The 23,364-nt window shown below is 59.7% G+C and carries 26 protein-coding genes and 1 pseudogene; 11 read left to right on the top strand and 16 right to left on the bottom strand.

What is annotated here, in order from left to right; translation table 11 throughout:
- Nucleotides 1-18: 18 nt before the first annotated feature.
- The 4 genes from AB8B33_RS16500 to AB8B33_RS16485 all read right to left on the bottom strand — a co-directional run bounded on the left by AB8B33_RS16500 (nt 19) and on the right by AB8B33_RS16485 (nt 2,396).
- Nucleotides 19-606: a protein-S-isoprenylcysteine O-methyltransferase gene (locus AB8B33_RS16500; protein WP_439016167.1), complete on the bottom strand. Its 588-nt coding sequence runs from the start codon at nt 604-606 to the stop codon at nt 19-21.
- A gap of 60 nt (nt 607-666) precedes the next feature.
- The gene (locus tag AB8B33_RS16495; RefSeq protein WP_113322501.1) at nt 667-1,251 is read right to left on the bottom strand and encodes a hypothetical protein; all 585 of its coding nucleotides are present in this window, start codon (nt 1,249-1,251) and stop codon (nt 667-669) included.
- 159 nt (nt 1,252-1,410) lie between these two features.
- On the bottom strand, nt 1,411-1,533 hold the full coding sequence (locus tag AB8B33_RS16490; RefSeq protein WP_007815309.1) for a hypothetical protein: 123 nt from the start codon (nt 1,531-1,533) through the stop codon (nt 1,411-1,413).
- Nucleotides 1,534-1,799: 266 nt separating this feature from the next.
- On the bottom strand, nt 1,800-2,396 hold the full coding sequence (locus AB8B33_RS16485) for a L,D-transpeptidase (RefSeq protein ID WP_113322500.1): 597 nt from the start codon (nt 2,394-2,396) through the stop codon (nt 1,800-1,802).
- Nucleotides 2,397-2,597: 201 nt separating this feature from the next.
- On the opposite strand from AB8B33_RS16485, the gene AB8B33_RS16480 reads away from it, so the two are divergent.
- Together AB8B33_RS16480 and AB8B33_RS16475 are read left to right on the top strand one after the other, a co-directional pair.
- Nucleotides 2,598-3,353 (top strand): SDR family NAD(P)-dependent oxidoreductase, encoded by a 756-nt coding sequence (locus tag AB8B33_RS16480; protein WP_439016166.1) that lies wholly within the window; start codon nt 2,598-2,600, stop codon nt 3,351-3,353.
- 177 nt (nt 3,354-3,530) lie between these two features.
- Nucleotides 3,531-4,724 (top strand): peptidase M14, encoded by a 1,194-nt coding sequence (locus AB8B33_RS16475; protein WP_439016165.1) that lies wholly within the window; start codon nt 3,531-3,533, stop codon nt 4,722-4,724.
- Nucleotides 4,725-4,941: 217 nt separating this feature from the next.
- Here the strand turns inward: AB8B33_RS16475 and AB8B33_RS16470 are convergent, their stop codons facing one another.
- Entirely contained in the window at nt 4,942-5,232 is a 291-nt protein-coding gene (locus AB8B33_RS16470; protein WP_439016164.1) for a type II toxin-antitoxin system RelE/ParE family toxin, read from the bottom strand.
- The gene (locus AB8B33_RS16465) at nt 5,229-5,477 is read right to left on the bottom strand and encodes a type II toxin-antitoxin system ParD family antitoxin (RefSeq protein WP_439016163.1); all 249 of its coding nucleotides are present in this window, start codon (nt 5,475-5,477) and stop codon (nt 5,229-5,231) included. Before AB8B33_RS16465 ends, AB8B33_RS16470 begins: the two co-directional genes overlap by 4 nt.
- Before the next feature lie 375 nt (nt 5,478-5,852).
- Between AB8B33_RS16465 and AB8B33_RS16460 the strand changes: the two genes are divergently transcribed.
- From AB8B33_RS16460 to AB8B33_RS16450, 3 genes are all read left to right on the top strand, one after another.
- Nucleotides 5,853-6,935, top strand: a complete 1,083-nt coding sequence (locus AB8B33_RS16460) for a substrate-binding domain-containing protein (RefSeq protein ID WP_113322496.1) — start codon at nt 5,853-5,855, stop codon at nt 6,933-6,935.
- Between the two features lie 84 nt (nt 6,936-7,019).
- Complete coding sequence (locus tag AB8B33_RS16455) at nt 7,020-9,275, top strand: ABC transporter permease (RefSeq protein WP_439016162.1); 2,256 nt, start codon at nt 7,020-7,022, stop codon at nt 9,273-9,275.
- Entirely contained in the window at nt 9,268-10,050 is a 783-nt protein-coding gene (locus tag AB8B33_RS16450) for an ATP-binding cassette domain-containing protein (RefSeq protein WP_007815323.1), read from the top strand. The genes AB8B33_RS16455 and AB8B33_RS16450 overlap by 8 nt, the downstream gene beginning before the upstream one ends.
- A gap of 44 nt (nt 10,051-10,094) precedes the next feature.
- On the opposite strand, the gene AB8B33_RS16445 is transcribed toward AB8B33_RS16450, so the two are convergent.
- The 3 genes from AB8B33_RS16445 to AB8B33_RS16435 form a co-directional block, all read right to left on the bottom strand.
- Nucleotides 10,095-10,619, bottom strand: a complete 525-nt coding sequence (locus tag AB8B33_RS16445; RefSeq protein WP_439016161.1) for an AAA family ATPase — start codon at nt 10,617-10,619, stop codon at nt 10,095-10,097.
- Between the two features lie 109 nt (nt 10,620-10,728).
- Nucleotides 10,729-11,025 carry a hypothetical protein gene (locus tag AB8B33_RS16440; RefSeq protein ID WP_439016160.1) on the bottom strand — a complete coding sequence of 99 codons (297 nt, stop codon included), beginning with the start codon at nt 11,023-11,025 and terminating at the stop codon, nt 10,729-10,731.
- Nucleotides 11,026-11,036: 11 nt separating this feature from the next.
- On the bottom strand, nt 11,037-11,372 hold the full coding sequence (locus AB8B33_RS16435; protein ID WP_439016159.1) for a hypothetical protein: 336 nt from the start codon (nt 11,370-11,372) through the stop codon (nt 11,037-11,039).
- Between the two features lie 243 nt (nt 11,373-11,615).
- On the opposite strand from AB8B33_RS16435, the gene AB8B33_RS16430 reads away from it, so the two are divergent.
- Both AB8B33_RS16430 and AB8B33_RS16425 read left to right on the top strand, forming a co-directional pair.
- Nucleotides 11,616-12,089: an Hsp20 family protein gene (locus AB8B33_RS16430; RefSeq protein WP_439016158.1), complete on the top strand. Its 474-nt coding sequence runs from the start codon at nt 11,616-11,618 to the stop codon at nt 12,087-12,089.
- A 53-nt stretch (nt 12,090-12,142) separates the two neighbouring features.
- Nucleotides 12,143-12,373, top strand: a complete 231-nt coding sequence (locus tag AB8B33_RS16425; RefSeq protein ID WP_439017264.1) for a hypothetical protein — start codon at nt 12,143-12,145, stop codon at nt 12,371-12,373.
- A 218-nt stretch (nt 12,374-12,591) separates the two neighbouring features.
- Here AB8B33_RS16425 and AB8B33_RS16420 read toward each other — a convergent pair whose 3' ends face one another.
- Nucleotides 12,592-13,026, bottom strand: a complete 435-nt coding sequence (locus AB8B33_RS16420) for a MarR family winged helix-turn-helix transcriptional regulator (protein WP_439016157.1) — start codon at nt 13,024-13,026, stop codon at nt 12,592-12,594.
- A 135-nt stretch (nt 13,027-13,161) separates the two neighbouring features.
- Between AB8B33_RS16420 and AB8B33_RS16415 the strand changes: the two genes are divergently transcribed.
- Complete coding sequence (locus AB8B33_RS16415; protein WP_439016156.1) at nt 13,162-14,769, top strand: FAD-dependent monooxygenase; 1,608 nt, start codon at nt 13,162-13,164, stop codon at nt 14,767-14,769.
- An 18-nt stretch (nt 14,770-14,787) separates the two neighbouring features.
- Here AB8B33_RS16415 and AB8B33_RS16410 read toward each other — a convergent pair whose 3' ends face one another.
- Both AB8B33_RS16410 and AB8B33_RS16405 read right to left on the bottom strand, forming a co-directional pair.
- The gene (locus AB8B33_RS16410; RefSeq protein ID WP_439016155.1) at nt 14,788-15,471 is read right to left on the bottom strand and encodes a hypothetical protein; all 684 of its coding nucleotides are present in this window, start codon (nt 15,469-15,471) and stop codon (nt 14,788-14,790) included.
- Between the two features lie 342 nt (nt 15,472-15,813).
- A complete protein-coding gene (locus AB8B33_RS16405) occupies nt 15,814-15,960 on the bottom strand; it encodes a hypothetical protein (protein ID WP_439016154.1) in 147 nt (48 codons plus the stop codon).
- A gap of 674 nt (nt 15,961-16,634) precedes the next feature.
- Here AB8B33_RS16405 and AB8B33_RS16400 point away from each other — a divergent pair.
- Nucleotides 16,635-17,957, top strand: a complete 1,323-nt coding sequence (locus AB8B33_RS16400) for a VapE domain-containing protein (RefSeq protein WP_439016152.1) — start codon at nt 16,635-16,637, stop codon at nt 17,955-17,957.
- A 379-nt stretch (nt 17,958-18,336) separates the two neighbouring features.
- Here AB8B33_RS16400 and AB8B33_RS16395 read toward each other — a convergent pair.
- Nucleotides 18,337-18,468, bottom strand: a pseudogene (locus AB8B33_RS16395) (DUF982 domain-containing protein); the annotation flags it as partial.
- A 136-nt stretch (nt 18,469-18,604) separates the two neighbouring features.
- Nucleotides 18,605-19,423 carry an alpha/beta fold hydrolase gene (locus tag AB8B33_RS16390; protein ID WP_439016151.1) on the bottom strand — a complete coding sequence of 273 codons (819 nt, stop codon included), beginning with the start codon at nt 19,421-19,423 and terminating at the stop codon, nt 18,605-18,607.
- A gap of 260 nt (nt 19,424-19,683) precedes the next feature.
- Between AB8B33_RS16390 and AB8B33_RS16385 the strand changes: the two genes are divergently transcribed.
- On the top strand, nt 19,684-20,607 hold the full coding sequence (locus AB8B33_RS16385) for a LysR family transcriptional regulator (protein ID WP_007815334.1): 924 nt from the start codon (nt 19,684-19,686) through the stop codon (nt 20,605-20,607).
- 404 nt (nt 20,608-21,011) lie between these two features.
- Here AB8B33_RS16385 and AB8B33_RS16380 read toward each other — a convergent pair whose 3' ends face one another.
- Both AB8B33_RS16380 and AB8B33_RS16375 read right to left on the bottom strand, forming a co-directional pair.
- The gene (locus AB8B33_RS16380; RefSeq protein WP_439016150.1) at nt 21,012-21,275 is read right to left on the bottom strand and encodes a DUF982 domain-containing protein; all 264 of its coding nucleotides are present in this window, start codon (nt 21,273-21,275) and stop codon (nt 21,012-21,014) included.
- Nucleotides 21,276-21,753: 478 nt separating this feature from the next.
- Complete coding sequence (locus tag AB8B33_RS16375; RefSeq protein ID WP_439016149.1) at nt 21,754-22,257, bottom strand: hypothetical protein; 504 nt, start codon at nt 22,255-22,257, stop codon at nt 21,754-21,756.
- A 321-nt stretch (nt 22,258-22,578) separates the two neighbouring features.
- Between AB8B33_RS16375 and AB8B33_RS16370 the strand changes: the two genes are divergently transcribed.
- The gene (locus AB8B33_RS16370) at nt 22,579-23,259 is read left to right on the top strand and encodes a hypothetical protein (protein WP_439016148.1); all 681 of its coding nucleotides are present in this window, start codon (nt 22,579-22,581) and stop codon (nt 23,257-23,259) included.
- The last annotated feature ends 105 nt before the right edge of the window (nt 23,260-23,364 follow it).

Here is a 23,364-nt window from a genome sequence, read left to right as displayed (position 1 = left end):
CATTTTGCTGGAATTGCTCTAATAGAGATAAGGGATGATCCGCTTCGTCCTGTCCATATAGGCGCGGTACTCGGGACCAAAAACCTCCATCATCATACGCTCTTCCTTGTCCACCCGCAGGAAGAACAGCACGGCAAAGCCGATAAGGCCTGCGAGACCCGCCACCCAGTTCGACAGGAGGAAAGCCTGGGCAAGGCCCATCAGCATGAAGGAAGTGTACATGGGGTGGCGCACCAGCGCGTAGGGACCTGATGATATCAGCTCGTGCTTCTGGCGGATTTCCAGCGTGATGGACCAGTTTCGTCCGAGCTGCTTGTGGGTTCTGCGAAAGACCCACATGGCGAGCGCGAAGATGGCGGCCCCAAGCACGACCGCCCACAGGTGGGCAGGGTAGTCGGCAGCTTTCGGGATGCCTGTCGCTACGTAAAATCCCGGCACGATCGCAAGCCCCGCGAGAGCCGCCGCAAGGGCTATCTTCTCCGAGACGCTCCGCTGGCTGCTGACGACGGGCACGCGTTTGCCGCGGCGCTCAAATGGATATCGAATGACGTACCATGCGATAATTCCGAGGACCCAGACGATCTCGCCAATGGTGTGAACTGACAAGTTCAAATCGGCACCAGAACCTTTCCACGATCCGTTTTCCGGGATCGCCCTGCTTTTCTATCAACCCGTATTCATCTCCCGCAGATTTGTAATGAATTGCTGCGGGCGAAGCCAGATGCCGGGCGTCTTATACCCCATATGCTTGGCGATATCGGCCACGAAGGCATTGCAATTGTAGACGGTCGCTTCCCAGAGACGGCTGCGTGCCTGGAGCTTGCGAATATAGGCGACCGTGTCGTCATATTCGGCATCCGTCAGCATCACGCGCCAGCTTGCCGAGCGGTACTGCTCTTCGAGGTCGCCATCCGTTGGGCCTGTCGTGGCGGGGACGGGAATGAAGTGACCGATGACATAGGGCGCGGCATCTTCCGAAGCCGGGGCAAGTCCCGCAACATCGGGATTGATCATTCTTCCGTTCTTGTCGGCGCTGCCGAAAACGACATAGGTGTGACCGTAGGTCAGCGCATAACGCGAGCGGAATTCAATGAAACGCCGTCCTGCCTGGTCTTGAGTCGTGGCCGGTTTCTTCAGGTCACGGGCATCGGATGTAAAACGTGGCTGGGGGGCTTTGTCTTCTGACTGACACGATGATACCACAACCGCCAAAATGGCGATCAAGCACAAGCGGCTTTTTCCAAGCGCCATCAACACGCTCCATGTGCAGGCTCCTGCGAATGCAGGCCTGATGATGCCAGCTGATGCGCCGTTCCTGCGTCCTGAATGGCAGGCGGGATCAATCCTGGCCGTTTTAGGATGTTAGAGAGAGGAAGGGCCTATCGAGCCCTTCCTAAGTTCATGCGAATTTTACTTGTAGACGGCCGTTGCCGCAGGCGGTGGAGCTTTCCCCTTGCCTTTACCAATCGACCCGCAGGCACTCAGATTGGCCACCGCAAGCGTTGCTAGGATCACGAATAAAATTCTGCTCATTAAGTCCTCTCCTCATCCTGGTGCAGGCCTGAAAGAGCTGCACCTCAAAGTTTGACGATAATCGGCACCTTGGACAGTGCGGGAGTGATGCAATGTGCAACGAATCTACATTAGCAGATACTTACCGGTGTGGCCAACCCCGTAATTTCACATGGTAAACGGCACTGAAGCGCGCCGCGATCTTTCAGATCCGTTTGCCACGTTTCAGGCTTTTGTTTTCGCATGTCGTTATCGCAAAACCGCGGCACACTTTTGCGCGACATGCTTTAAATGACGACCACACGCGTTCCCACCCGGGTGCGGGAATAGAGGTCGACGATGTTTGCATTGGTCAGGCGAATGCAGCCGTTCGACACTGCATGACCGATCGACCAGGGCGCATTGGTTCCGTGCAGCCGGAAGAGCGTGTCCTGGCCGCCCTGGTAGAGGTAAAGGGCGGCAGCCCCCAGCGGGTTGTCCGGTCCTCCCGGCACGCCATCGGCATACTGGGCGAGCCGCGGCTTGCGCGCGATCATGTCGTCGGTGGGCTTCCACGAGGGCCACTCCGCCTTGCGGCCGATCGTGGCTTCGCCCTTGAAGCTTAAGCCTTCCTCGCCAACGGCGACGCCATAGCGCGTGGCAACGCCGCCGTCCTCGACGAAAAAGAGATAGCGTGCGCCCGTGTCGACGACGATGGTGCCGGGCGGCTCGCCTCCGTCATAGGCCACTTCCTGCCGGCGATAGCGGGGATCGGCATCCGGATCCCTTCCCAAAACCCGGTAGCCCAGCGGCGGGCCATCCGATGTCGTACTGCATCCATGAAGCATCAGTGCCAGGCTGCCCAATACGAGGCCCCGGCGCGTGACTGCTGCCCTTTCGTTCATTTCCACCTACCCTCGTCAGCTTCGATGTTTTCCGGTCAGCAGCGGGCTCATTTCCGGCCCATTCGCTTCTGTGGAATTGCGTATCTGGTAGGCGGACAAGCTTCGCAACTTGTAATAGTATGCATTTCGATCATTCACGAATCTCCTTGCCTCGGCCACTCGTTTTGCAAGAGTATTAGAATACGGGAATGGAAGGAAGCGATGAAACTTTGCCTGGAAGGAAAAGTCGCGATCGTGACGGGTGGGGGCTCCGGTATCGGGGCTGCCGTGTCCCGGCAGCTCGCCAACGAGGGTGCCGAGGTCGTCGTTGCCGATCTCAATGAGGATGCTGCACACAAGACTGCCGCGGAAATTACCTCGGACGGCGGGCGCGCCCGCGCCTTTGTCGTCGATGTGACCGATTTCGAGGCCGTGCAGAGGCTTGTCCATTTTGCCGTCGAGGAATGTGGCGGTCTCAATCTCGCCGTCAATAATGCCGGGGTCGATGGCGTGCGGGCAGCGGTCGCAGACTATCCGCTCGACGATTGGCACAGATTGATGAACGTCAATCTGAACAGCGTTTTCTACTGCATGAAATGCGAGATCGGCGCGATGCTGAAATCGGGCGGGGGGTCAATCGTGAACATGTCGTCGGCCCTTGGGGCCGTCGGCTTGCCGACCGCGGCCGCCTATACCACAGCCAAGCACGGCGTTGTCGGACTGACGAAGGTCGCCGCAATAGAATATGCACGATATGGAATCCGGGTAAACGCTGTCGGTCCCGGCTGGATCGACACGCCACTCCTGTCGGAGCATCTGGAAGCAGCGAGCACAAGGCGGATGGCGGCGCTGCAGCCAATGTGCCGGCGAGGGACACCGGACGAGGTCGCCAATCTCGTCAGCTTCCTGCTGTCGGAACAGGCGAGCTTCATTACAGGCGCTCATTACCTGGTGGATGGGGCCTATACTGCACATTAGAGTAACCAGGAAAGGCTCTAGATGTGAGCTTTCGGGAGGTTGTCCGTTCATAGCCCGGCAAAGGTTTGCGGGAATTACCCAAGCTTGCCAGTTCGGCAGCTTACCCTAGATTGAAGTTGCGCGGGCTTCTCGCGACCGATGTACATGCCGTTGTTCTCAACACAAAGGGCTTCCATCATGTCGGACAAATCGAAGAAGGGCATCGATCGCCGCGATCTCCTGATCGCATCCATTGCCACGGTCGGCGCGTCGGCTGCGCTCGCCGTCAGCACCGGTGCTGCGAATGGCCAGGACGCAGCGAAACCCGCTGCCAATCCAGCCTCGGGAACGGTCTATACCGGCGATGTCATTCAGGGGAAAAAGGTCGTCAGCGCGCTCGACGTCGACGACCTGGAGCCCGGGCAGAAGCACCTCCTGTATTTTCAGGGTGCGCAGATGCCCACGGGGCAGCACTGGTACGTGTCGGTGACGGTCGCCAAGGGGGCAAAGCCGGGCAAGCGCGGCATCCTGACCAGCGGTGTGCATGGCGATGAAATGAGCAATATTCACACGGTCCAGACCGTGATGAACCAGCTCGATCCGGCGCAGATGTCGGGCACGGTCATGGCGGTCACCGACGTGGCACGCCCGGCCCTTGAAAGCATGCAGCGCAGGTGGCCCAATCAGGGCAGGGGCGTAGATCTGATCGATATGAACAGGGAATGGCCGGGGAACGAGAACGGTGCCTCCGCGCCCAGCCGGCATGCCGGGCTGCTGTTCAACCGGCTGCTGCGGCCGAACGCCGACTTCGCGATCGACTTCCACACCGGAACAACCGGGTTCGAAGTCACCGCATTCAATATTGGCGGCATGGATGTGCCCGAGGTCAAGGCCATGGTGGAGCTCTATCCCGTCGGCCAGATCTTCGACAACCATGTCTATCCCGGTGTCCTGCACAACGCGTTCATGGATGAGGGCATCCCCTCCTTTACGCCGGAGATCGGCGCAGCCCGCGTTCTGGACCTCGAGATGATCTCGCTGTTCGTGGAAGGCACGATGAACGTCCTCAAGCATCACGGCATCGTTGCCGGGCCGATGGGCCGGACAGGCAAGGACGTGAATGTCTTCGTCGGCAACAGTGCATTCCCGATCCTGGCAACCCAGGGCGGAATCGTCGAGCATCTGGTCAAGCTCAACGACAAGGTCGAACCCGGACAGAAAGTGGCCATCCAGCGCAACAGCTTCGGCGAAGTGGTCGCGGAATATACGAGCGCCGTGGCCGGAGAGATAACGGGCCAGCGCAGCGACGCAATGTCCGAGCCCGGCAACCCCCTGGTCTTCATCCTCTTCCACAAGGCGGCGCTGGAGGGCGCGGAGGCCTATCCCGAGTAATCGGTCACGCGGCGATCCGGCACCATTCCAGCATTGCGCTACGGCCTGTCTTTGCTGATCCGTTCGCCGCTTGCGCTTTTTTTCTCGCGGTATGCATGGCGTAACCGCGGTCGGCGGGCGATGGCGTTATCGCTAGCGGCGCTTCCGCTTTATGCGGGGCGACATAGGAGAAGTGATATCAGGAGCCTGATTGAGGACGCACGATTCTCGCCGGTTCCTAGCTGAAAAGACCTTGCCAATCCTGCCGACCGTGCAGGACGCGAACAATCAGAATGCCGTGCTCCCGGATTGTGTAGGCAATCATGTGTGCCTGATAGGGATGAAGCCGCATGGGCGGGTTCAGTTCCCGGCGCTCCCGGGCCATTTGCGGATTATCGGCAAGCAATTCGAACGTGCCGAACAACTCGTCCACATATCGCTCGGACTGCGCGACGCCGAACTGTTCGGCGCCGAGAACGTAGATATCGATTATATCCCGATCCGCTTCAAAGGTTGTGCGGTATTTCATGTCCGGCTGGCGGCCAATCGTTCACGCGCAGCCTGGAGGATATCTTCCTTCGTGCGGTCGCTGACGCCACTCTCCAGACCTTCGTTAACAAGCCGTTGCAGCTCTGCCAGCTTGTCCGATCGCTCCTGATCGCGCCGGATCAGATCACGGATATAATCGCTTGCGTTGCTGTAGCGCCCTGTCCTGGTCTGGGCTTCCACCCACTCCTTCATCGGGTCGGGCAGGGAAACATTCATGGTTGCCATATCAATCACCTCGTTTTGAGATAATGGCATAGTTTGGCAAGAATTGCCAATATTTGGAAGATGGCAACCGGCGATGCGCGCAGCCCTCCAGCATCGGCCCCCAAAATCGTCCTTTGTGCATCCGAATGGACGAGCGGCGCTCACCCAATGGTCAGGTCGAGCGCAGAAACCGCACGATCAAAGAGATGCCTGCCAATCAAAATCGGTTATCGGCTGCTTCTAAAGCAAACAAATTCGCCGGGATGATCAACTTATCCGTTTACTTGGGTCGGAATTGCGCAGAATATTAGCAAATGGGAGGATAAGCCTTCGGCCCCACTCTCGATACATTGCGCCCGACGGCTTTCCTCCCTTGGTTTCAAGGGAGGACCAATCATGAGGCGGGTATTGTTCTACGCGGCATCAGCCGCGATACTATCGCTCGGTGTCTCGCATGCATTTGCGCAGTCGGGCGGCGTCGAGAAAGCGGTTGGCGGCTACAACTTCGAGGAAGCCGCAAAAGAGGCCCCCGGCACGAAGGATTTCCATTCGGCTGACGGTCATCTGACCTTCGCGATCGTAACGCACACGGCAGGCAACGGCTTCTTTGACCCTGTCTATGTCGGCGCGACCGTCGCCGGCAATATGATCGGTGCCAAGATATTGCTGCTCGGTTCGGAATCGCCGGTGGACGACCCCGCCCGCGAGCTTGAGATCCTGAACCAGATTATTCAGGACCCGACGATCGACGGCATCATCATGACGACGCCGCAGGTCGGCGCCTATAACGACATCGTCAAGGCTGCCGAGGCGGCCGGCATCCCGATCGCGACGACCAACTCGTTCGACGGCAACATTCTGCACCGGAGCGCGATCAGCCACACCGGCCAGGATGCGTCGGCGGCGGCAATCGGCGGCGAGGCGCTTGCAAATTGCGTGCTTGCCAGTGGCGCGACCAGTGGCTCGATCGTGCTGCCGTCCTCCACGGCGATGGGCAATATCGAGGTGAACAATCGTGTCACCGCCGCCTTCAATGCCATCGTCAAGACGTTGAAGGATGCCGGCAAGCTCGATGCCTTCAAGGTTGACGCCGGTCCGGAGAATGTCGGCATCGACACGAACCCGAACGACCCCGTCAATGCACTTGTTTCGCTCTTCGAGTCCCGCGGCGACGTGGTCGGCGCCTTCACAGCCAACAACGTCTTTACGCCGCCGCTCGTCAAGGCGGTTGCCCAGATGGGGAAGACCGGCAAGTTGTGCGCTTATGGTTTCGATCTCGGCCCGGCACAGCAGGAAGGCATCGCAGCGGGGAACCTGACCGGCTCGCTCGGCCAGCAGCCCTTCCTGCAGGGCTTCTGGCCTGTCATGCAGCTCTATCTCCAGATCGATCGCGGTATCGCAGCTGCCAATCTCGACACGCGTGCCCAGCTCGTGACGAAGGAAACGGTCGCCAACGTCGGCAAGCGCTTCGAGAACTGACTGCCGTTCGAAACGTCTGAAATCAAGGCGGGAGGGTGCGAGCCGTCCCGCCACGTCAAAGCAAGGATCGGTCGGTAGAAACTCATGGAGCCCGCCACGACGACATCGCTCGGCCGTGCGCCGCCCCAGCTCGTCGGCGGCTGGGAGGCGGGGCTCCTCATGTTTCTTGCGCTGCTCTACTTCGGCGGGGCCATCGTCAATCCGGCCTTCTTCGGATCGACAGAGGCCCTTCACGCGCTTCTGCGCGATACGTCCCGTGTGGGGATCATCGCGGTCGGGATGACTTTCGTCATCGTCAACAGGGATCTCGATCTTTCGGTCGGTTCGACCTACGGTCTGATCGCAGTCGTCTTCGCCAGGCTTTTTTCCCCGAGCTTTCTCGATTTCGGCGTGATCCAGTCGGTGATCCTCTGCGTGCTCTTGGGCACAGCGATCGGCCTGATCAACGGCGTGCTCGTCACGGTCCTGAAAGTGCCGGCCTTCATCGCGACGCTGACGATCCTCTTCATCGGTCGCGGCTTCGTGCTGGCGCTGACGCACGGTCAGGCAATCTATTATTCCGACAAGGCGAAAGACCATCCGCTGTTCTTCCACCTCGGAGAGACGAATATCCTCGGCTTCAACAACCAGATCGCGATCTTCTTCCTCATCGCCATGGTGGGGGCCCTTGTGCTTGCCAAGACCCGCTGGGGCTATGAGACTTTCGCCACCGGCGGAAACGAGCAGGCGGCGGTCTATGCCGGCATTCGCACACGCTGGGTGCGCATTCGCGCCTATCTGCTCTCCTCGCTTTGCGCGACCCTTGCAGCTCTCCTGTCGGCCGCGCAGGACAAGGGTGTCACCCCTCTCTATGGTGTCAGCTGGGAACTCACCGTTATTGCATCCGTCGTCATCGGCGGCGCATCGATCCTGGGCGGGCGCGGGCGCGTCATCGGGTCTTGCCTGGGTGCTGCGGTCGTCGTGCTGATCGACAAGGTGCTGCGCGAGGGATGGCCGATCACGCGCATCGTCGTGATCGACGGCGAAAGCATCGCAGTCGGCGCCAAGTTCACCCTGCCGGCCGGCGCCGTGCTGGTTTTCCTGGGTCTGCTTCTCGTCATCGCCGTGCTGATCGAGCCCTTCCTTATCCGGCGCCAGGTTGCGGCCCGGCTATGGGCATGGCTGCGCCGCCGGCCGCCTCCGCCGGCCTACGAAATGGGCGGCGTGGCGATTGAAGGTGTCCAGACTAAGGGGGCGATGGCGGCCGACATGGCGCTGTCTGCCACCGGGCTCGGCAAGTTTCTCGCCCGCCGCGACGCATTGGCCATCATCCTGACCGTCGTGTTGTGGCTGACGGGCCTCGCGCTCAGGCCGGATTACTGGTGGAACCTGCCCAATACCTTTGCCATCCTGCTCAATTACACGGAACTGGCCCTCATCACGGTCGGGCTCACCTATGTCATCGCAGCCGGCGATATCGATCTCTCCGTCGGCGCGGTGCTTGCCCTTGCTGGCAGCACTGCGGCCTATTTCCTGAAGGTGCTCGGCGCCGACCCGCTCACCGCCGTGGCGATGGGCCTGTTTGCAGGGACGTGCGCCGGCGCCGTCAACGCCATGGTCGTCGTCGGCTTCAAACTGCCTGCCTTCATCGCCACGCTCGGAATGTTCTACATTGCCCGGGGACTCGCCGCCTGGTTCGTCGCGGGACAACAGCTGACCGGCTGGCCGGAGGGCTATAACCTGCTCGGGCGCAAGGTGAATGACGTTCTCCTGCATTTCGGCCTTGCATTGCCGCCGGGGATCATTCGCTCGGTCGCCGAGGTCGTCAGCGTCCAGACGATCTGGATGTTTTTCATCGCCGTGATCGCCGGTATCGTGCTTGCCTATACGCCGTTCGGCCTGAAGGTCTGTGCGGCCGGCGGCAACGTGCGCGCCGCAGCCTATGCCGGTATCAACACCAACCGCGTGCGCTTCATCTCGCTCATGCTGTCGGCGCTCTGCGCAACCATGGCCGGGATCATCAATGTCGCCTACTTCCGCAGCTTCAACCCGGTCGCCGGCCAGTTTCGCGAGCTCGATGCGATCGCTTCCGTCATCATCGGCGGCGGATCGATCTTCGGCGGTTACGGCACGATGATCGGTTCGCTTGCGGGTGCCGCCGTCATCACGCTTGTGCGGGCGCTGCTGCAACTCAACGTCCAGGGGTTCAGCATGCCGCAGCACTGGATCAACGTCTTTATCGGCGTCATCCTGATCGTCGCTGTGCTGATCGATATATGGGTGCGACAGGCCAATATTTTCGGACGCCTGCGAGCCCGGCTGAGAAGAGGGGCGTCAACAGGGGACAGCAATCATGGCTGAGGCGACACCATCCGCGCCGATCGTGGAAATGCGGGGCATCGAAAAAGCCTTCGGGGCCGTGCAGGCGCTTCGCAAGGTTGATCTGACGCTTTATCCCGGTGAGATTCTCGGCCTGGTCGGCGACAATTCCGCCGGCAAATCGACGCTCATGAAGATCCTGACCGGTGCTTACCAGCGCGATGCGGGTGATATCCTCGTTGCCGGGCAACCGGTGCGGTTCAAGAGCCCGCACGAGAGCCGCGGCGTCGGCATCGAGATGATCTACCAGGATTTCGCGCTCTGCGGCAACATGGATGTCGGCCAGAACATCTTCCTTGGCCGCTGGCCGCTCAAAGGCCCTTTCGTTAACAGGCGGAAGATGTATGCGGAAGCCGACAGCGTGCTGAAGCGGCTCAAGGTCGACGTGAACTCCGTCTATCAGAAGGTCGAAAGTCTGTCGGGCGGCCGACAGCAATCCGTCGCGATCGCCCGCGCAATCTCGTTCGAGCCGCGCGTCGTGATCCTCGACGAGCCGACCGCCAACCTTTCCGTGATGGCGACGGAACGGCTGCTCGAAACCATGCTGGAACTGAAGAGACAGGGCGTCGCCCAGATAATCATCTCACACCGCCTGGTCGATATTTTTGCCGTGGGTGATCGCGTCATGGTCCTCAAGCGCGGCGAATATGTCGGCGATCGTTACATCAGGAATACCGACGAGCATGAGGTGCTGGAGATTATCGTTTCCGGCACGCGAGAGAGCGCGCGGACAGCCGACGAGGCAAGAAAGATCTGATCGATCGACCGCTCCGCTTCGCGCCGGCACGGATATTGCGGCCCTCAGCTGATCTCAGCGCATTTCGACAGGATATCGTCGACGACGGAGGCGAGCGGCCGGGTGGCGTCGATGGTCGTCGCATTCCCGGGAATGTCTTCCTTCGTCGCATGCAGGCGCAGGACCAGGTCCCGTTCGGCCGGTTTTCCGCCAAATTCGTCTTCGGCCCTGCCGGCGAGCCGCCTCTTCAGCGTGTCCGGATCGACATCGAGAACGAAGACCCCGTCAAACAGATCGATGAAGCGATGGAAATTCCGCGAGCCGCCGCAGAAGAAGGAGATCGGGTGGCTTTTATCGGCCGCGAGCGACCTGACTTTGTCGACATGCCAGAGATGGTGCCTCTGCACAAAGGCCACATCGTTCTGCTCATGCCGAGAACCATCCAGCGGTTCACCTGTATGGGGATCGCCTCGATAGGCAAGCTCGCGGTCACCATGAATGACGTGATAACCGCGCCGCTGCAATTCGGTGGCGACCGAGGTCTTGCCGGTCCCGGACACGCCTTCGATCAGATAATTCCTGACGCCCATTCCGCTCTCGTTCGATGCAGCACTCTTCGGCGATAGCCAAAGTACACCTCCGCCTTATGGCGCAGAAGTGCAACGGATTTCCGACGCTTCAATCGCTTGCACGGATCGTTCAGTGCAGGATCGATGCCTTCGCCTTGCGGTCGACCAATGCTTCCACCGTGCCGATGAGGCGTGCTGCGCGCCTCAGCACTTCGACGCCCGCATCGTGGATCGCGATGTCGTAGCTCATCCGGTCCAGACACCCGGCGATCTCCTTCAGCTTCTCGCCGAGATCGCCGTGGCGCAGCCGGTCGGCCGAGCGTGAGAGCCGGCGCAGGCATTCCGAATATCTCGATGCGAGAACGAGCCTGTCGGTGATCGGGTTGCCTTCCGGAGCGGATGGAGACTGTGACGCCTTCTGTCGCATTCCGGCCTCCCTTATTCCAGCATGGTGCAGACCGGCTTGCGGGTCTGCCTTCTCATGGCAAAATCCCGCCGGCTGCCATCCAGGGCCTTCAAGGCAGAAAGGATGTCCTGGTAGCGGATGGAGCAGGCGACACCCGGAGGATGGCGCAACTCGGGACAGGATTCGACCGCGTGAAGGTCGGATGCCCAGGAGGCGAGGATCGCGCGCTTCTCTTCGGTCGTCATCGTGTCCGAAACAACCACTTCGTCCGGATGGGAAAAGTGCCGATGGGGATGCAGGATATGCGACGCCGAAATGGCGTCGAGGACATTGGCCGGGCCGGCTGTCGTCTTGCCTTCGATTGTCATGTTGGATCTCCTAAAAACTTTCGACGGTTGAGGAAAATCTCCAGGCGGATAAGAGATTGTTTCGCTGTTTTCGGCGTTCAAGTGGGCCGCTGCCGAACGTTCAAAAAATTTTTTCGAAGCCTCTTGAAAGGCAAAAAAAGCCAAACCAAATCGATATTCGCCGGCAGCCCAAAGGGGGCCGGAAGCCGGGGACGCAGTTTCCGACGCGTCTCCTTTCCAACTCGCTTTACGGAGGATTTGGTCATGAGAAACGAATTCGACTTCGCACCCTTCTACCGCTCGAGCATCGGCTTCGACCGTGTGTTCAACCTTCTGAACAATCCGCAGCGTCTGCAGACCATCGACACATGGCCGCCCTACGATATCGTCAAGTCCGGCGAGGACGACTACCGCATCCAGATGGCGGTCGCAGGTTTCGCCGACAGCGACCTCGACATCACCCAGGAACGCAACGTGCTGATCGTGAAGGGTCAGAAGGGCGAGGAGAAGCAGGGCGACTACCTGCATCGCGGCATTGCCGGCCGCTCCTTCGAGCGGCGCTTTGAACTTGCCGATCATGTTCGGGTCGAGAATGCGTCGCTGACGAACGGCCTTCTGACGATCGAGCTGAAGCGCGAGATCCCTGAAGCGATGAAGCCGCGCAAGATCGCGATCGGCAGCGCCGAGGGTTCCCAGGCGCCGATGCAGATGATCGAAGGCGAAAAGAACGTCGCTTGATCGGAGGAGGGGGAGGAGCCGGCGCCATCTGATGGCGCCGGCTTTTGAACGACATGAAGACCATCGATGTCCGAAAACCGCAGCCATTCGACGCCCGCGATCTTTCCGCGTGCCAGCCCGTTTTCGACACGCTTCTGAAAGAGGCGGGCGTCGATAAGGCTTCCGAAGAAGCCGCGCGCATTGCCGCAATCACCGTCGAGCTTTACCGGCAGGGGGTGCGCGATCCCGATTATCTGCGCATCATGGTGGAAGGCGCGCGCGGGCTCTTCGATCGCGCCCTATAGCGGTCGCCGGTTTCCGGGATCGCGCCGGCGAAGATTTTTCCGTTTCCGACAAGGTTCGGCATCATTTTACTTTCGGATTGGCCTTCGCCTCGGCGAGGTCATTAGAGCTTCCCAGAAGTTCGCGATCTCTCCCATCGCCATACCGCGGCTGGAGCGGATCTCAGTGCCCGGTTTCGCTCCTGAGTGGAGGAAATGGCACACCGCGCCGGGCGGCGCGATCAAGCGCCTTCGGTGTGCAGCTTCCCGAAAATCCTGACGAGCGCCTCCAGATCGTCTGCCGACAGGCTTGCCAGTTCCGGCGGCGGCCGATGATAGGCCGCCAGCAATTCGTTCCTCGTAACGGTGCCCTTTTCGGTTGCCCGCACGAGCTTCACACGTCGATCGCTGGGTGAGGGAATGCGATCGGCGAGGCCGGATCGCTCCAGCCGGTCTACCAGCCATGTTGCGGTCGAGGGATCGCAGCCCCATTCGCGCGCCAATGCCCCGATCGGCTTGCCGTCCGCGCCGAGCGAGAAAAGGGCGCGGGAATCGTTCGGCGTCAGCCCATATTTCTGCTGCGCAGCCAGACGCTGCGGCGCCGAACTCATCAGAAAGTTGAACATCAAGCGCCAGGCCTCATCGGCAAGGTTGGACGCATCGCGAGGGGGTGTCATGTCTCGGCTCCGGTGCTGCTATCTTGACATATTTTGAGTCATCAAATATTTTTGTCAATCAAAGTAATAAACCTCCATTTGCAACCTGGTTTTGCCGGGAACGGACCTGTCGTGTCCCAAACATAGGAGAAACGCATGAGCACGCATATCCCGGTTCTGATTATCGGCGGCGGCCTGAACGGACTCACGGCCGCTGCACTCCTTGCCCATCAGGGGGTCGGCTGCATGGTGGTGGAGCGCCATGCCGGCACCTCGATCCAGTACAAGTTCACCGGCATCTCGCCGCGCAGCATGGAGATATTCCGCAGTCTTGGGCTGGAGACGGAAATCCGCGCCAAACGCACCGGCGACCAGCAGGGCGGCGGTATTGCACGGGCAAGAAACCTTGCCGATCCGGATATTCGATGGAGCGATTCTGCATGGCCTGACGCCAGGCCCTACAGTCCCACACAGCCCGCGACCTGCGACCAGCATGTGCTGGAACCGATCCTGCGCAATTGCGCGGAGAGGGCAGGCGCGGACATTCGCTTCAATACCGAGTTCTTATCCCTGGAGCAGGACCCCGCCGCGGTTCGTGCTGTCATCCGCAATCGCGAAACCGGAGAGGAGGAAACTGTTGTCGCCGACTATCTGATCGCCGCTGACGGCGCCAATGGCACGCTGCGCGAAAAGCTCGGTATCGACCGGAAGGGGCCAGGCGTGTTGCAGCACTGGATGAGCATCATCTTCGACACGGACCTGTCTGCCGAGATCGATGGCAGGCCGCTCACCTCCTGCTTCGTCAGCGATCTCAACGCCACCATCACGCCGCGTCCAGGCGGGCGTTGGCTGCTGGCGTTGCAATATTTTCCGGAAAGGGGCGAGCGACCGGAGGACTTCGACCGCGACCGTTGCCGGGAACTCGTCGAAAAAGCGGCCGGCCGATCCGGCGTCAAGGCGGAGTTGGTCGATGCGCGGTCCTGGGAGATGGCGGCGTTCGTTGCAGACCGTTTCTGTGCGGGCCGCTGCTTCCTGATCGGCGACGCTGCGCACCTCATGCCACCGACCGGCGCATTCGGGGGAAATTCCGGCATCCACGATGCGCACAACCTGGCCTGGAAGCTCGCGATGGTCGTTCGCGGCGAGGCGGATGCCAGCCTGCTCGACAGCTACGACGCGGAGCGCCGGCCGGTGATCGCCGCAACGCTGGCGCAGGCGCTCGCCCGTCTGCAGCAATGGTTCAAGGACCCTGCGGGGCGGTTGCCGCCTGCCGTCGCCATCGTGGATGACTACGATGTCGTGTTCGGACAGCGCTACGACGCCGGCGCATTGGTGTTCGAGGCTGTCGCTCGCGACCGGTCATTCGAACCGGTCGCGGAACTCGCCGGCGTTCCCGGCACCCGCGCGCCGCATCTCGTCATCGAGCGTGAAGGCGAAAGGCTCTCGACGCTGGATCTGTTCGGACGCGGTTTCGTGTTGCTGGCAAACGATGCGAACTGGCGCGCCGCGACGGATCGCTTGCGCAAGGACGGCGGCATCCCGCTCGCTTGCCATGTCTTCGGCGCGCACGGCGATCTCGGCGACCCGGAAGGACGCTGGCCTCATGCTTATGGCGTGGGCGATGGCGGCGCCGTGCTGGTTCGCCCCGACGGCTTCGTTGCGTGGCGTGCGCCAAGCGCGGAGATCGACATCGAAGGCCGGCTTGTCCAAGTTCTGGATGGGATCGGTATGCGTGTCGACCACCTCGAGGGCGTGCGTCGATGACCTGCTGAACTCAATTGCTCAACGTCCGTCGTCGCCCAGCATGTGATCCGCCAGCCTGTAACAGTGGCTCGCCTGATAGGCGTTCCGGCCACGGTTCATGTGCGTCAGGTTGAATGCCCGGATAGCCTGCAACGCAAGGGGTGTGGCGAGAAATTTGCCGATTGAGGAGAAGCCGCGGACCTTGACGCCGAAAATGTCCTCGCCCCTGGGAAAGAAATAGCTGACGTCATCAGGCATCATGACACAGGACCCGAGGAAATCCTCGTCCACCTGGCCGTGATCGAGCGAGTGGTCGGTGGTGAAATCGGAAAGATGCACCAGGAAGAGCGCGCGGATGTCCTCATCATCAGCATAGAGCGAGAAGAGCTCCATCCAGCTCGCATTGACGCGAACGAGGGCTTTGCCCGGTGTCGACGGCAGACAGGAAACCGACCAGTAGTGCCGCTCCGTCCGGCGCGGGATCGGAATGCAGTCGCTCCCGTAGCGCCTGACAATGTCCAGAACCGCTTGTGCCTGTGGCCGGCGCAGCAGCTTCTCAAACCTGGGGACGTACTTGAGACGCAATTCCAGGGACTCCGAGCGCTCGTCGGCATCGTGCAGGATCGTCTCACCCTGCATCCAATCGCGCTGCTGCTCAAGATCGAGGAACCGGCGCAGACCGGCGGTGTTTTGGCGGCGCCCCGCGCTCACGTCATGTACCATTGAAGCAATCCCAGGCTCCGCTTCTGGACAGCTCTTCACCTTGTCGCGGCGACAGAGCTTTACGAATGTTTCCCTCTAGCAGCATATATCCATCATTTGCTGCGGGAGAACTACGGCCCCTATGCCGAGACACATGTCGGACCTGCCGCTCAAGCGAAGCCGCAGACAGCCAGAAGCGGGTGTGGAACCACTCTATCTCTTTGTTTTACGCAATTCCGGACGCCAAACCGCTATGCACTTTTGCTGGAATTGCTCTAACCAGACAGGGTTCGAAAACTGTGATCGACAGGCCGGTTTCCCGAACCCATCGGTGGATCAGCTCTCAATGGAAATCAGCAGCTACTAATAGCCACCGATATTGCCGCGAACGGGACCAATCCCCAGTGGAGTTGCGTAGGTCGTGTTGTCACCGCCGGTGCCGGTGGTCGCGCACCCTGAAAGGCTCAGAAGCGCGATCGTTACCGCGGCCAAAAGGTATTTTACAGGCATGACATTGTCCCCCTTATCAGTCACCGCGCAGGCCTTCAGGGCCAGAGCACGAGTATTCCCCAAACCATCGGCATCGGCAACTGCGGCGAGTACCTATTCGACGCAATTGCCTCAAGATATCGGGGCTGGGAATAAGCCCGTTCACTCTCGGCCCGATGGGCCTCTTCGGAAGGCGTGGAACGAATTCATTTCCAAGCTGGGGCCTGCCCGGTGGCGGTATTGAAGCCGTGGACGACGGCGTTTAGCGCCTGACAATCGTTTTTGATCGTGCACCCGGGACGGTCGAGCTATACCGGCGGATCGCGGCGCTTTCAGGAGCGTGCCCTAATTTTCAGCAGCGTACCCTGGGTTGAAGCCGTGCGGGACTTCGCGACCGCTGTGCATGCCATTGTTCGATATCCTCGTTTCCGGCACGCGAGAGCGCGCTGACCGCTGATGAGGCGAGAAGGGGCCTGACTGGCCGGCTATTCCGCCATCCACTTCGCCTTGGAGGCGTCGAACCCTGTCTCGCAGCGCGATTCTATCTGCCAACCGTTTTCCGAATAGGTCTGGCGACGTTCGAAACAGTCCACGTCGCCTTCTCTCCAGCGGGGGTCGAGCCACGGGTCGCGACCCGTCCTTCGGACCCCCGCCGGGGAGAAGGGAACGCCACTTCACCCTACGCGGAAAATCTCATGCCACATATGACCGCACACGAGCCGCCGCGCGACTGGCTCGCCGTGCTCAAGACGAATGACAAAGGCAATCCCCATCCGGGACTCACGCTCAATTGGACCGTGATGCTGGAACACCATCCCGACGCGCGCGGAATGCTCGCCCTTGATGAATTCAGCGGCCAGACGATGTTGCTTGCCCGCCCGCCGTGGGATTTGCGCCAGGGCGACTGGAAGCCTCGTCCCGTCGGCAACAATGACCTTGCCGAAGCGGTGGAATGGCTGGAAGGCTTTGGCCTGACGCCGAAGGTTTTCAACATCAATCCAGTTATCGACAAGGTCGCCAGCCGGCATCCCTATCACCCCGTGAAAGGGTGGCTGTCATCGCTGCCGGCGTGGGATGGAATGCGGCGCGTCGATACTTTCCTGACCTGTTATCTCGGCGCCGAGGACACGCGCCTGAACCGCGCCTTCGCGCGCAAATGGCTCTCAGCGCTGGCCAGACGCGTGTTTCAGCCAGGGTGCCAGTTCGACCACGTGCTGACCCTGCAGGGCAGGCAAGGCCTCGGAAAATCATCCTTCGGCCGGGCTCTCGTTCCGATCGAGGAATGGGTGACCGACGGCGTCACGGTGGGCGATGGCGCGCGCGAAGTGATAGAGAACACGCGTGGGCGATGGCTTGTCGAGCTTGCGGAGCTTGCCGGCAGGTCGAACCGGGAGATCGAGGCGATCAGGAAGTTCATCACGGTTCGCACGGATACCGCGCGCGGGGCGTATAAGCAGAGGGTCGACGACGTGCCGCGCCAGTTCGTGTTCTACGCCACGACGAACGCCGACGAGTTTCTGACGGATACGACGGGCAATCGCCGCTGGTGGCCGGTCAAGCCGACGGCGATCGATATTGCGGCAATCCGGGCTGATCGCGCGCAGGTCTGGGCCGAAGTCATGACGATCTACGAGCGCGAGCCGCTGTGGCTGGATGACCCGGCATTGCGGGCCGATCTTGAAGCCCTGCACCAGGGCCTGATGGATTTTGGCCCCACCTACGAGATCATCCGCGACCTGATCCCCGATGGCGACATGATGGTGCCGTGCGCGGACGTGCGCAAGCTGCTGACGGGCGGAAGCGAGGATGCCAGCCGGTTGCCGGCAGGCTGGCGCGCCAATCTGCAGAGGGCGCTTGTCGGGCTGGGGTTCGAACCTCAGGCGGTGGTTTCCAATCGCGGGCGGGAAGCTGTGCGTGTCTATGTTCGCGGCGATGTGAGCAGCAGGCACTGGTCGAGATGGGTGGATGGACGGATTGAATTCGAGCACGGCCGGCGAGGGCGGGAACGGGTCTTCTGAAGTGTGCGAGCGTAACGCCTCGCAGACGCTGGCCTTCCGGCGGCTCTGTCGTGCCGGCCGACCTACAGATTTGCTTACGGCGCTTACGATTGCACACATAAACTTCGTAAGCGCGTTTCTCCAATGGTTTCAATGATTTATTGCTTCGCTTACGGACTTACGGAGATAATTGCGAAACACAGGTGCGGAGACAGACCGGTATTCCAGGACTGTCGGCTGTCCGCATGAGAGTTGGAGACATGCCGAAATATCGTAAGTTCGTAAGCGTAATTGTTAAGATACTGATTTTGCTTTTGGATCTTGCTTACGAAATTTGCGGATGAATGGCAGCGCTTACGAAATTCAGGCGTCAAGCCGTCGTTGTCGCGAAAGCGAAGGTTCAGTGAAGTACGGCGATAGCGGTAATCCCGGCCTCGTCTGCAGCGCGAATAATCGCCGCTCTCAATTCCCAAGGGACAGCGTTGCCGTGCACGACATCAAGACAGGTCTTGATCGCCGCAAGAAATTCCTCCTCGCAGTGGCGGTGCCGCCTGCGCCTGGGCCGGAAAGCACGCTGGCCTGTCGATGGCGACAGGTGTCACCCGGTACTGCCGGGTGACAGATCGTCCTGATGACGTTGGGTGACGGCCGCGGTCCGGTCGATGTCGTCAAGACCTGATGAACGAGAGCAGGTCGGGGTTGAGGACATCCGCATGTGTGGTCAGCATGCCATGGGGGTAGCCCGGATAGGTCTTCAGCGACCCGTTCTTGAGCAGGTCGACCGCACGCGGTACGGAACTTGCGAAGGGGACGACTTGATCGGCCTCGCCATGCATCACCAGCACCGGCACGGTGATCTTCTTGAGGTCTTCGGTATAATCTTCCAGCCAAGAGTCGACAGTCGCGTAGTGAGCCAGGGCACCACCGGCCATGCCCTGGCGCCACCAGTTCGCAATGATCGCCTCCGAAGGCTCGGCCCCGTCGAGGTTGTAACCGTAGAACGGGTTCTCAGGGACGAACCGGAAGAACTGCGACCGGTTGCCCAGCACACCCGCGCGGATCGCTTCGAACCACTCCGGCGGCTGACCGGACGGGTTGTCTTCGCTCCGGTACATGTTCGGCGTCAGGGAAGCGACCAGTACCGCCTTTGCGACCCGCTCCGGGTGGCGGGCGACATAGCGAGCTACCTCACCGCCACCCGTGGAGTGGCCGATGTGGATCGCGTCGCGCAGGTTGAGGTGCTCGGTCAGGGCCGCGAGGTCAGCAACCCAGTGGTCCATGTCGTTGCCGGTGCCGGGCTGGTCGGACCGGCCGTGGCCGCGCCGGTCGTGGGCGATCACCCGGTAGCCGTGGTGAAGGAAGAAGGTCATCTGGGCGTCCCAGTCGTCCGCCGACAGCGGCCAGCCGTGGCTGAAAACGATCGGCTGGCCTGAGCCCCAGTCCTTGTAGAAGATGTTTATGCCGTCAGTGGTAGTGATTGTAGGCATCGAGTCTCTCCATCTGCGCTGTTAAACATTCCTTTGAAGGTCAAAATAATCAATTAGAGCCATTCATCCACGCGCTACTGCAATAATCAACGCAAGATTGCCACGCATGCCTCATCTTTCTTTTCGACGTGCAGGCGAAATACTCCGGTGAGGCGCGTTCGATTATATCCCGAAATTGCGACGTTAATTAAATCCCCCTTCTATCGAAGACAAATACCTTGTACGTTCGAGCTATGCCTTAAAGGTATAGCGAGGACCCGATGGAACTGAGGCATTTGCGCTATTTTGTTGCTGTTGCGGAGGAGGGAAGCTTACTGACCGCAGCAGAGCGGCGGCTTCACACGTCCCAGCCCTCACTCAGCAGGCAAATTCGCGATCTGGAAACCGAAGTCGGTGTAAAGCTGCTGGAACGGCAGTCGCGCGGCGTGACGCTCACCGCCGCCGGTAAAGTGTTTCTTGATCACGCGCGGCTGGCCTTATTGCAAGTCGAGGCGGCTGCGGAAGGGGCCCGGCGGGCAGAACGGCCGGAAAAGCAGTCGTTCACTATCGGTTTTCTCGCAGGGCAAGAGATTGTGTGGCTACCCCATGCATTGCGTATTATTCGTGAGGAAGCGCCGGAGGTTGAAATCATATTGTCCAGTCAGTCTTCCCCGGACCTTGCTCTGGCACTGATGCGAGGCAAGCTGGACGTCGCTTTCCTTCGCCCCGAGACGCTGAGTGTTGGTGTGTCCTTCAAGTTTTTAGCCAAGGAGCCACTGATCGCCGTGCTGCCGGCGGACCATCGCTTGACGTCGCGCAAAAAGATCCAGCCGCAGGACCTTGCCCGCGAAACTTACGTCAGTGCGGCTAAAATTTCTCCCGTATTGCAATCCGTGATCCAGGATTACGCGTCGAACGTTGGGATCACGCTGAAGGCAGAGTACGAAGGTGACGGTCTACCATCAGCAATGTCGCTCGTCGTGTCTACAGGTGGAATAACGCTTATTCCGCTTTATGCGCAAAATATGCTGACGCCAAATGTCGTTGCTAGAGCACTTGAGGGTGTGCCTCCGACAATTGATCTCACCTTAGGATATAACGATTCAAATTCCTCACCCTTGCTCCGCCGATTTTTGTCTCGTTCTGATGAACTGGTCGCCAACGTCCAAAATCAGAGCATCATCCGCTATGCTGAAGTTCCATAATAGGGACCCCTTTACAAAGAAAAGCAGGCCCCCCCTTGCGGCAGCCGTGAAGAGTAGCGTCGCGGCGTTCACATCCTCGCCCCCGTGTAACCATAATCCATGTGTGGCGAACGCCCCTGTGATGTTGGGTGCTGCAGAATGCTTTCCCTGTTTTGCGACAAATCACTTTAAGCGGGCCGTCTGTGCGACATGCGCCCTGAAAGGCAAGGAGGCCTGTAAGGGGCGCTCGATCCCGATGGACAGGCTCGACAGGCTGGTGACGGAGCGCATCGTCGATCAGCTTCTCACAGCCGAACGGATCGGTCGCCTCCTGGGCGGTCTGATGGATCGGCAGGCAAAGGGGCGGTTTCCCGCTCCGTGGCTTCCGCACGCGCCGCATTCTATCTGGTCAAGAAACGGCCGGCTCAGTGCAATATGGCGATGGCGGTAATCCCGGCCTCGCCTGCGGCGCGAATAATCGCCGCTCGTAGCTCCTCGGGCTCAGCGTTGCCCTTCACGACATCGATACAGATCTTGATCGCCGCAAGAAATTCCTCCCCGTCATCGCAGGGGAATTCCTTCATGAGCGCATTGGCTGCTCCAATAGCCGTGCGGACGGACAGGAGCCTATCCGGATCGTGAAACATCAGGATCACGGGATCGAATTCGATTGGGGTGTCCCATTCCACTACACAATACTCCCGATGGGATGGCGTAGTGTTAACGAAGCAAGAGGCGTGCCAGGGGCGGTCGGGGGATGGCAACGCACTCGGCAAGACCGAAGGCGATAGAAGCCACGGTTCGCCGGCTTACGCCCTTTGCAAGCCTGCCTTATGGGCGCCTGCTGATGAATTGGACGCTTTTGCCGGAAGTGAAAGAGTCGGCGGGCGATTGAATCCGGCGCTCACAACTGCGACTAGCAGACGCTCGCCAACAGCTTTTGCAAAAGCCATTCCATGAAGTCACCCGCTTTCGTCAGACGGGTCGGTCGGGCTACGCACCCACACTGTCCAGCGTTTGCCGAAAGCGTCAGATATGTTGTTCGGAATGATCTGTTTGGGGAGTCTCTCATTAGGCGTCGTATGTGTTGGAGATCCCAACCCGGAATCTGGAAGTGACAGGTCATCTGTGGGTCGATCCAGGTAAGTTACTGCCTTTAAGCTCACTTCAAATCATGTAAAGCAGAAACGCTGAGCCCAAAAAAGCTATTAGCACGCCGAAAGTCGCGCGAACGTACCTATTGCCGATGGTTTTGAATAAATCGGTTACGATCCAGCGCCATACATACCAAACGATGACTAGCGCGATCGGGGCGGCAAGCACGACAATTGCGAACTTGTTGTAGCCAGAGAAGGCAAAGCGTATTGCCGCGCATGCCGTCGCAGCCCACACCAACATGAACGCATCTAGCGCCATATTAAACACCGTTTCGAACGCACGGACAGACCAGTCGACATTGAAGGCGAAATTGATACCCGTGGCGAAGCATACCGCCGCTGCGAGTATGATTAATAGGCTCGGGTCCGAAAGAGCCGTCAGCTTTTCGGTAAGGGGAGCGCCAGTCACGCGCTCGCAAGCCAATGCAACTACCCAAAGCACGACGCACACAAGAAGCGGTGGCCAGAGGCGTCCAAGCGGGGATGCTGCTGGAGACTTCGAAGATTCATTCATGATCAACAATCCTTTTAGTGAATGTCGTTGCTATTAAATCTTGCAAGTAAAAAGGTCGTATCGATATTCGGTCAAACACTACCGGACGCTTCCAGTATCTGCGGCCTCGCTCATGCGCGAAAGCTATAAACGGCCTTCTCGATATGAGCCTTGGGATCAGCAGGTTCGGAGCCGTTGACAGACTGTGGCATGGTAGTAACACGCATCCGGCCGACAATATCGCCTCCGATTCGACGAGCCGCTCGAGACATTGTTTGGCGGTCACGCTGCCGTACTTTCTTCGCTTGCATCGTTTGAATTTCCCCTTATAGTTGCAGTTCAATGAAGATATTCTGGCTCGTTATCGTATCCATTGTGATCATCATCGTGCCGGTGCTGGCGGTGTTCCAACCCGTCGGCATTGACTGGCCCGGTCGCTGGTGTGCAGCAGGTGAAATTCCGGGTCGCTGCTTGAGGGACTGGCTCGCAAGCTATTCTGGGTGGGCCGCAGCGGTTGGCGCCCTGGCCGCCGCCCTTATGACGCTCGATCCGCTCAGGGAGCAAGTTCGCGAGGCGAGACGCCAATCGGATTTCTTGGTCGGCGACGCGCAGCCCGAGTTCGTGCTTTTGCGAAATCGCAAAACAAAACGGGTAACACTTCAGGCTAACAACTGGAACCGAAGAACAGTGATGATCGAGGAAGTCACTTGTTTACATCCACAAGATGCAAAGGTGTTCAAGTTTGCCGAACGTATCAAAAGGCAATCTTGGGAAGAAGTCGCTGCCCCAAAACCTTGGGAGAACTATCGTATGAAAGGGTGGATCGATCGGACAGAACCCGCTCCAAGCCGCACTTTCAACGTGGTTCTTGAGCGGGGCGGTAAGGTTGACCAGTCAATTGCTGCAAATGGTGACAAGATCACTGTTCGCGTCAGATATCGTGTCGTCGGCCAAATTCATGAACGAACCTCCGCTGTAGCTACGGCTCTGGAAATCACCGACGAATCCGATGAGGAACCGTGATCGCGGGTCTACGACGGCCGGGCAAGCGATCGTTGCCTGCATAGCACGGCAGTCCTAGCCGCCCTGACCAAACTGGGGCGACCAGTTGCAAAGGAAGCCGTGGCC

The organism is Rhizobium sp. 768_B6_N1_8 (assembly GCF_051811225.1).
In the GTDB taxonomy this organism is placed as follows: Bacteria; Pseudomonadota; Alphaproteobacteria; order Rhizobiales; family Rhizobiaceae; genus Rhizobium.
This window is presented reverse-complemented; position numbering and strand designations above follow the sequence as displayed.